This window comes from Nocardioides pelophilus, from assembly GCF_014180685.1.
Lineage (GTDB): Bacteria > Actinomycetota > Actinomycetes > Propionibacteriales > Nocardioidaceae > Nocardioides > Nocardioides pelophilus.
Genome location: NZ_JACEHF010000244.1, coordinates 1 through 4280, shown reverse-complemented (window position 1 = coordinate 4280; position 4280 = coordinate 1). Strand labels below are relative to the sequence as shown.

Here is a 4280-nt window from a genome sequence, read left to right as displayed (position 1 = left end):
GGTCGGCCCGACCGCAGCCGACGGCACCACCGCGATCGTCCGCGGGTCACCCTCGACGGCTCGCACCGCGCGCTCGGCAGCGGGGCCGTCGAGACCCACCACGACGTCGAGCCCCCGCCAGCGACGGACCTCGCCGCCGAACAGCCGGTCGGCGCTGCGCCGGCTGAGCCGCAGCTGCGGGCGGGTCGCATGGCCGATCACCACCAGCTCCTCCGACGGCGCAGCGTCGGGGTCCGACGTGTCCGACGGGTCCGACGGGTCCGACGGGTCCGGCGGGCCGGCCGACGGCGAGCTGCCGCCCTCGACCGGGTCGTCGTCGCCGGAGCAGGCCGCGACCAGGGACAGCAGCAGCGCGGCGACCAGCAGGAGAACGTCGTACCGCCGGGGCCGCGCCATGGCCCCTACCGTACGGCGGCCCACGCAGTGCCGACCGACCGCCAGCCGACTGTCAGCCGACGCGGACCGTGACCGTGTTGGACGCGTCGCCGCTGGCGTTGTCGACGACCCGGAACTTGTTGACGCCGGTCCGGGCGGACTGGACGTAGGTCGAGAAGGTCTCGCCGCTCACCGGGATGGTGGCGTCGAACTCGGCCCACCGGCCCTCCTCGAACCGCTGCACCTGGAGGATCGCGCCCTCGCCGCCGGGATAGATGCCGGTGAGGTCGATCCGCTCGAAGTTGCCGACCGCCGTCTGGCCGGCCTGGAGCGTGATCGCCGACGGCTCCTTGGTCGTCTCTGACTCGGTCGGCTCGACGTCCTCGGTCTCGATCTCGTCGGTCTCGTCGGTCTGCAGGGTGACCTGGGGTCCGTTGCCGGTGGTCTTCGACGGCCGCGGGATGACGGCCGACTCGTTCTCGGTCGCGTCGACCGCGCTGGTCGAGTCGCCCCCGAGACCGAGCATCCGGGAGCCGGTCAGCGCGACCCCGGCGAGGACCAGCCCGACCGCCAACGAGACAGCGAGCAGGGCCACCAGGCCGCTGATGACCGGCCTGACGGTCTTCTCCTGCTCGTCGTCGCTCACGGCGCCATTGTCACGGACCGGTCCAACCGCGGCCAAACCCTTGCAGTTGGCCCCGCAGTTGGCCCCGCAGCTGGCCCTAGAAGCCGCGGGTCCACACGACCTGCTCGTGCAGCCGGCGCGACCGCCAGCCGGCGTCGGTGCGGGCGAAGGTGTGGTGATAGATCCCGCCCACCTCGACCAGGCGCTCCCCTCCCGCCCCGTCGCTGATGAGCATCGGGTTGTGGAAGTACGCCGTCACCCGCGCCTCGTCACGAGGGTTGCCGAACGAGATCGCGACCTGGCCGAGCGTGTGCATCCGTTTCGCCGAGAACGCCGGGAGGTTCTCGGCGAGCCACGGCTTGACCTCGGGGTAGGCGCCGACGGTGCCGCCGCTCTCGCTGTAGTCGATCTGGGCATCGGGCGTGAAGACCGTGTCGAGCCGGTCGAACTCCCCTGTGTCGATCGCGATCGTGTAGCGGATGAGGGCGTCGTTGATCTCGGCGCGGTCACTCAGCTCGGCGATGTCCATGCGCCCACCCTCTCAGCGGGGCTCGAGGACGACGACGGGGATCTCGCGGTCGGTCCAGGCCTGGTAGTTGTCGAAGTCGGCGTAGAGGTCGACGAGCCGCGGCCAGAGCGCGGCCCGCTCCGCGGGGTCGGCGACCCGGGCTCGGACCTCGCGCCGACGCTCGCCGCGCAGCGCGACGACGGTCTCCGGGTGCGCGACGAGGTTGTGGAACCACTGCGGGTTCTTCGGCAGGCCGCCCTGCGAGGCGACGATCACGAGCCGCGGGCCGTCCGCCAGGTAGAGCAGCGGCGTCGTGAACTGCTTCCCGCTCTTGCGACCCACGTGGTCGAGCAGCAGTGTCGGCACCGGCTTCTTCCACCCCGCGCCGATGCGCCACTTGCTGCCGATCCGCCCGTTGGTGAGCCGGTAGACCGGCACGTGCAGGCGCGCGCCGTACTTGATCAGCTTTCCGACGATCGGCTTGTCGAGGCCCGGAGGGCGTTCCTTTGCGTCAGGCACGAGGTCCACTCTGGCAGAAATCTAGAACACGTTCTACACTTCGAGACGCTCGTTCGTGCCTCACGAGCTCCTCAGTGACCGAAAGGCCGAGATGCGCTTCTCCTTTGCCGAGGGCATGACCCATGCCTCGTACTACGCCCCGCTGGCCCAGGCCTGCGAGGCGGCGGGCTACACCTCGATGACGATCGCGGACAGCCTGATCTATCCGCAGGAGTCCGACTCGAAGTACCCCTACACCGACACGGGCGACCGTGAGTTCCTCCTCGGCAAGGAGTTCATCGAGACGTTCATCCTCTGCGCGCACCTGTTCGCGGTCACCTCGACGTTGCGGCTCACCCCGTTCGTGCTCAAGCTCCCGATCCGACCGCCGGTGCTCGTCGCGAAGCAGGCCTCGTCGCTGGCGTTCCTCTCCGGCAACCGGCTCAGGCTCGGCGTCGGCCTGTCGCCGTGGCCCGAGGACTTCGCCGCCCTCGGCGTGCCGTGGGAGAGGCGCGGCAAGCGGATGGACGAGTGCATGGACATCCTGCGTGGCCTCATGCAGCCCGGGCCCGAGCCCACGTTCTTCGGCTACCAGGGCGAGTTCTTCCAGATCGAGCCGCTGCAGCAGTGTCCCGCCCCGACCGAGGAGGTGCCGCTGCTGGTCGGCGGCCACTCCGACGCCGCCCTGCGCCGCGCCGTCCGCAAGGGCGACGGCTGGATGCACGCCGGCGGCGACGGCGAGGAGCTCGACCGGCTGCTCACCCGGCTCGCCGAGATCCGCGCCGAGGAGGGCGACACCCGCGACGACTTCGAGGTGCACGTCATCTCCTACGACGCCTACACGCCCGACGGCGTGAAGCGGCTCGAGGACAAGGGCGTCACCGACTGCATCGTCGGCTTCCGCGTCCCCTACATCAAGGGGCCGGACACCGAGCCGCTGGAGACGAAGATCAAGCACCTCGAGCAGTACGCCGAGAACGTCATCGCGAAGGTGAACGCATGAGCCGCCGCTGGTTGAGGTGCGAGCGCAGCGAGCCTCGAAACCAAGGCGCCGACCGCTGCCGCTGGTTGAGGTGCGAGCGCAGCGACCCTCGAAACCAAGGCGCCGACCGCCGCCGCTGGTTGAGGTGCGAGCGCAGCGACCCTCGAAACCAAGGCGCCGACCGCCGCCGCTGGTTGAGGTGCGAGCGCAGCGAGCCTCGAAACCAAGGCGCCGACCGATGAGCGAGGCCTACGGACTGACCAAGGTCCTCGCCGACGCGATCGCGGAGGCCGAGGAGCTGATCGCGAACGCACCGTTCATCCGCACCGAGGCGGACCGACTGGAGGGCTACGACTACCTCAGCGGCCGGATCCGGATGGCGATGCAGACGGCGTTCGACTACGACCTCGAGCACCCGCTCTTCGTGAACCCGACCCACCAGTTCTCCCGGCAGGGGCTCGACAACCCCGACGCGATCTACTTCAACGCCTACCTCCGCGAGGGGGTCGAGTACGTCGTACGCGGCCAGCGCGGGACCTCCGCCGACCTGTCGTTCCAGGTGATGGGCGGGGCCTACACGGCGACCTCGGCGGCGACCAGCCTGCTGGCGTTCGACGACCGCGAGCTCGACATCGCCGACGACGGGACCTTCGAGTTCACCTACGTCGCCGAGCCGGGCGCGAAGACCCTGATCGTGCGCGAGGTCTTCAACGACTGGGACAACGAGGAGCGCGGCACGCTCACCATCGAGCGGCCGGACACGCGCGGGAAGCCGCGGAAGCCGCTCACCCGCGAGCTGATGGCGAAGAAGTACGACGTCGCCGCCCGCTCCCTGATCGGGTCCATCCAGACCTGGTTCGCCTTCCCCCAGTTCTTCCAGTACAAGGAGCCGGTCAACACCCTCACCGTCGCGCAGTCGACACCCGGCGGCCTGGCGTCGCAGTTCTCCTCGATCGGCCACTACGAGCTGGCCGACGACGAGGCGATGATCGTGTCGGTCCCGCGGTGCGACGACTGCACCTACCAGGCGATCCAGATCGGGTCGGACTGGTACGCCTCCACCGACTACGAGTCCCACCAGACCTCGCTCACCAAGGCGCAGGCGGTCACCGACCCCGACGGCATGATGCGGTTCGTCATCTCCGAGCGGCCGCCGGCCGACGGCGCGCCGATCGCCAACTGGCTGGAGACCACCGGCCATCGCACCGGCCCGATCATGCTGCGCTGGCAGCGGCTCGAGCGCGGCCTCACCGAGGCCGACGGCCCGACCGTCCAGGTCGTCAAGGTCGCCG

6 protein-coding genes are annotated in these 4280 nt (G+C 70.1%); 2 read left to right on the top strand and 4 right to left on the bottom strand.

The features are described from left to right. From H0488_RS22240 to H0488_RS22225, 4 genes are all read right to left on the bottom strand, one after another. Window positions 1–396, bottom strand: a 396-nt coding sequence (locus H0488_RS22240) for a hypothetical protein (protein WP_220794895.1), incomplete at its 3' end; no start/stop codon positions are given. A 52-nt stretch (window positions 397–448) separates the two neighbouring features. Then, entirely contained in the window at window positions 449–1021 is a 573-nt protein-coding gene (locus H0488_RS22235) for a hypothetical protein (protein WP_183101387.1), read from the bottom strand. Window positions 1022–1097: 76 nt separating this feature from the next. Next, the gene (locus tag H0488_RS22230; protein WP_183101386.1) at window positions 1098–1529 is read right to left on the bottom strand and encodes a nuclear transport factor 2 family protein; all 432 of its coding nucleotides are present in this window, start codon (window positions 1527–1529) and stop codon (window positions 1098–1100) included. A gap of 12 nt (window positions 1530–1541) precedes the next feature. After that, a complete protein-coding gene (locus H0488_RS22225) occupies window positions 1542–2027 on the bottom strand; it encodes a nitroreductase family deazaflavin-dependent oxidoreductase (RefSeq protein ID WP_183101385.1) in 486 nt (161 codons plus the stop codon). Between the two features lie 55 nt (window positions 2028–2082). Here H0488_RS22225 and H0488_RS22220 point away from each other — a divergent pair, with 55 nt between their 5' ends. Together H0488_RS22220 and H0488_RS22215 are read left to right on the top strand one after the other, a co-directional pair. Next, a complete protein-coding gene (locus H0488_RS22220) occupies window positions 2083–3009 on the top strand; it encodes a TIGR03619 family F420-dependent LLM class oxidoreductase (protein WP_312856486.1) in 927 nt (308 codons plus the stop codon). 217 nt (window positions 3010–3226) lie between these two features. Next, a partial coding sequence (locus tag H0488_RS22215) for a hypothetical protein (protein ID WP_183101384.1) occupies window positions 3227–4280 on the top strand: 1054 nt, incomplete at its 3' end.